The 3,824-nt window shown below is 66.0% G+C and carries 3 protein-coding genes and 2 pseudogenes; 4 read left to right on the top strand and 1 reads right to left on the bottom strand.

The window, feature by feature from the left end; all coding sequences use genetic code 11:
• Positions 1 to 120 precede the first annotated feature (120 nt).
• Entirely contained in the window at positions 121 to 327 is a 207-nt protein-coding gene (locus AC5LUJ_RS12165) for a type II toxin-antitoxin system HicB family antitoxin (protein ID WP_250289656.1), read from the top strand.
• Positions 327 to 551 carry a type II toxin-antitoxin system HicA family toxin gene (locus tag AC5LUJ_RS12160; RefSeq protein WP_250280994.1) on the top strand — a complete coding sequence of 75 codons (225 nt, stop codon included), beginning with the start codon at positions 327 to 329 and terminating at the stop codon, positions 549 to 551. Before AC5LUJ_RS12165 ends, AC5LUJ_RS12160 begins: the two co-directional genes overlap by 1 nt.
• A gap of 258 nt (positions 552 to 809) precedes the next feature.
• Here the strand turns inward: AC5LUJ_RS12160 and AC5LUJ_RS12155 are convergent.
• Positions 810 to 908: pseudogene (locus tag AC5LUJ_RS12155) on the bottom strand (transposase); the annotation flags it as partial.
• Between the two features lie 564 nt (positions 909 to 1,472).
• Here AC5LUJ_RS12155 and AC5LUJ_RS12150 point away from each other — a divergent pair.
• Complete coding sequence (locus AC5LUJ_RS12150; RefSeq protein WP_250280996.1) at positions 1,473 to 2,543, top strand: hypothetical protein; 1,071 nt, start codon at positions 1,473 to 1,475, stop codon at positions 2,541 to 2,543.
• A 440-nt stretch (positions 2,544 to 2,983) separates the two neighbouring features.
• Positions 2,984 to 3,824, top strand: a pseudogene (locus AC5LUJ_RS12145) (beta-propeller fold lactonase family protein); the annotation flags it as partial.

Below are 3,824 nucleotides of genomic sequence, written 5' to 3'. Positions count from 1 at the left end.
CGCCCGGGCAGGGAGGGGAACGCCATGGTTGTGGAAACGTCCACGTGTCCGCCGCCAGGGCCATCCAGTGGAACACGCGGAGGCCGCAAACCTTGCGGCTGGCGGCGTACAGTCAGCGCCATGAAGCGGATGGTCCAGATTCCCTACGAGCTGGAGCAGGAGGAGGGCGGCACCTGGGCGGCCCATGCGTCGTTCCCCAGCGGTGGCGCGCACGGGCTCGGTGACACTCCCGAGGACGCTGTAGCGGATCTCTACGAGGCCGTCAGGCTGGTCATCGAGGAGTTCGGTGTCCCACCGGTCCTGACGATCGTGCAGGACGTCGCCTGATGCCTCCTCTTCCCGTGCTGCCTGGCGGGGATGTGGTCAAGGTCCCTGAGAAGCTCGGCTTCGAGGTGGTTCGTATCAAGGGAAGCCATCACATGATGCGGAACACCGAGGGTCGTTTCACGGTCGTACCTGTTCATCCGGGTCGTGACATCCCGGTCGGGACACTGCGTCGGATCGTTCGTGACACGGGGCTGTCGATCGAGGAGTTCGTCGCCGCTCTTTGACTCACGGCCCGTTAGCCGGAGGTGTAGCGGCGGGTGTAGCAATGTCGACGACCAAACAGGTACTTCGGCGGCGCTCCACGGACGGAAATGCACGGCTACGGACACTGGCGACACGGTCGATTCGGCCTGAAAAGCGGAAGGTCGGCGGTTCGACCCCGCTCCTGTCCACCACCCCCGACCTGCGGTTTCACTCCAAGAGTGAGATCTTTTTAAGATCATCATGCAGCAACGGGTGTAGCGACGAAAACTCGAGGCGATGGCGCGGCGACCGTCCTTCGGCTGCGGAGGTAGTAGCGGCTGTACGTAGGCCCACTCCGCGTCGGACATATCGGAGGGATAGCGCGGAGATCGGCCCATGTCCCGACCGTGGCCACCCCGGCCGCCCACCCAGCACCCACAACCGCAGACCAGCACCCCGCCACGACGTCGGGAAAACCGTCAAACGGGACCGGACCATCACCGCCCACCAGCAGCGAAAAGGCTAAAGATCAAGCTGAGCCGGAAGAGGATCTTGCGCTGCTCGGCAGCTGAAAGGGCGCGGAAGGGCAGCCGGGGACTGCCGCGTCTGCCGCGCCGGCACCCGAACCAGCTCGTGGGGAGCCTCCGCCGACCGCTCCACCAACCCCCTACGCGCCGCGCATACGCCCAGCTCCCCGGCGCGGAAGCCGCGTCCACGCCGCCACCGGAAAGGTGTGAAACGGATAATTCAGGACAATTTATCAGCGTTCCACAACTTCCTCGCTTCAGATCGGCGCAAGGGACCACAAGTTCCGCGTAGAAGCGGTCTATAGTCGCCGATAGCTCCGCATCTGCGGGTCTTGTGCAGCGTCGCACACCCTGCGTTACACGCGCAGAAGTTGTCACCCCCGGTGCGGACGGGCGCATCTGCTCGCATCGCGCACCCCTGACGCGAAGGTTGACGTGAGATCACATCTGTCCGTGCGTACGCGCACAGCGGGAACAGCACTGGTCCTGGGCGCCGCGCTGGCGGTGGCCTTCCCGGCCACGGCACACGCCAACACCGTGGGCGTCACGGTGAAGTCACCCGGGGCCACCAGCGGTCCTGCAAACCCTAACTCCGAGATCTCAACCCACGCGGACTGTAGTAGCGGCCTGATCTCCGGCGGTGGGATCAACCAGGCCACCGGCACCGGCAACGGCAACCATGTGATGGGCACCTCACCCAGTCCCGACGGCACCACCGAATACACCGGTTCCACCGGGGTTGTCGGCACCGACGTGACGCACTGGCTCGGGATCGGCGGAAGCGGCGGCCAGGCCGACAGTTCCTTCTCCACCACCCCCTTCGCGGTGTGCTTCACCAGCAACCTGATCAACCACACCCAGGTGGTCATGAACAAGACCAACGCACCCACCAGCGGGTCGACGGTGGGCCTGGTCACCGCGACCTATCCGGCGAACACGGTCCTGCTCGGCGGCGGGGCGCGCGCCACCCCGGCCAGTGTCGGCAACTTCAAGCCGATCGCCAGCTTCCCCACCTTCAACAACTCCGCACATGACTACGGCCAGAAAGCCGCGGCCGACGGCGAGACCAACCCGAACGCCTGGACCGCCGTCGGGTGGGCCAACGGCACCAACAGCACCAACGAGACCTACGCCTACGCGGTCTGCAGCGGAAACAACATCAACATCAGCGGCGTCACCGTCAAAGTCCACTTCAGCGAGGCGAGCGGCCCGACCACGGGGAGCACAGGCCAGAAGACGACAGTCAACTGCCCCAGCGGGGACGGGAAATTGATCAGCGGGGGCGCCGCCATCAGCGGAGGCAGCGTGACCACGACCGACTTCACCGGACCGGGCTCAGGCGGCGACCACCTCAACGGAAGTTTCCCCAGCGACTCGAGCGGCAACCCGGTCAGTGACGGAACCACCACGGCGGCGTACTGGACAGCCTTCACCCATACCGGGGGCACAAGCTCGCCGAACACCTACTCCGACGTCTGGGCGCTGTGCGCCAACGACGGCGTCTGAAGACACCTGTAACCCCGGTCCGCGGGCGGGCGCGGCACCGAGCATGGCCCGCCCGACGTTTCGTCACGTGACGAAACGCGGTTTCTGCAACACCCATAGCGGACAGGTGGTCCCGGTGCCGCGCGCCGGGACCACGAAACTGTACGGGTATACGGACGACGTGGTGAAGAAGATCGTGGGCAGGAAGCGCGGGGGCCCGCGGTGCTGGGCGACCCCACGATTCTGCGTGGACTGTGGAACGGACCTTCGGCCGGTTGATTTCCTATCGCCGCCGCGCGACTACAGAAACCCTGTCCACCGCTCCAAAGCAATGATCCACATTGTGGTGATCAATATCATGGCCCGCCGCCTTGCCGGCACATCAACCCCGACCTGGCAAGAAGCAGTTCGGGACCCTGGAACCCTCGTTCCGGGGAGCATAGCCAAGAGGGTGTCCGGTCTTGGGATTTTTGTTTGGTTCACGAATACGCTGCCAGAGGAGGCTGATCATCATACGCAATCGTCGTGTCTTTGCATGGTCTGTTTCGGTGCTAGGCGTTGTGCTGAGTATGCTGCTGGCCGGTTCCGCGGCAGCGGTGTCCTCGTCGAGCGCCTCTCCGAAAAAATCCTGTGGGAGCTCAGGCGTCCTCGACAAGAAGACATGCACCTACAGCACGGTCGGGTCAGACACCTTCACCGTGCCCAACGGCGCAAAATGGGTCGAGATCACGGTGGTCGGCGCCCAGGGCGGGCATTACTTTATTGCCGGGGACGCCAGTCATGGCGGCTCGCCGGTGGGTGATATCACCGGCCGTCCGGGTGGGGGCGGCAGCCAGGCGTACGGCGTGATAGCGGATCTGTCCGCAGGTCAGGTTCTGCAGGTCGATGTTGCCGGCAAGGGTACTGACGGCACGGCGGCGAGCCGGTCTGGCGGGAAGAACAACGGACCATCCGGAGGACAGGGCGCCGTGGGGGGCTTCGGCGGCTCCAACGGTGGTGTGGCAGGCGGTAAGGGGGACGCCGCCGGGGCTGATGGCGGGACCGCGAGCCTCAACGGTGGCAACGGCGCCGGTGGCGGCGGTTCCTCGGATGTACGGATCGCGGCTGGTGGCTGCGCGACGTTGACGTGCGGTCTGGCGGACCGGGTGCTGGTCGGTGCGGGCGGCGGCGGAGGCGGCGGCACTGGCGGCCAGGGCTACGCGCTGGGCGGTGCCGGCGGCGCCGGTGGCAGTACTGCCGGCGCGGCTGGTGGTGCCGTCGTCGATGGTGGCCACCCGGGGACTCCTGGGGGCGGTGGAACCC

The sequence above is a fragment of the Protofrankia sp. CiP1_Cm_nod3 genome, assembly GCF_982290655.1.
The sequence above is the reverse complement of the archived record's forward strand: the minus strand, read 5'-3'. Positions and strand labels throughout refer to the sequence as shown.

Excerpts from the sequence above, each read along its gene's own strand:
- AC5LUJ_RS12160 (WP_250280994.1), top strand. The coding sequence starts at position 327 with ATGCCTCCTCTTCCCGTGCTGCCTGGCGGGGATGTGGTCAAGGTCCCT.
- AC5LUJ_RS12165 (WP_250289656.1), top strand. The coding sequence starts at position 121 with ATGAAGCGGATGGTCCAGATTCCCTACGAGCTGGAGCAGGAGGAGGGC.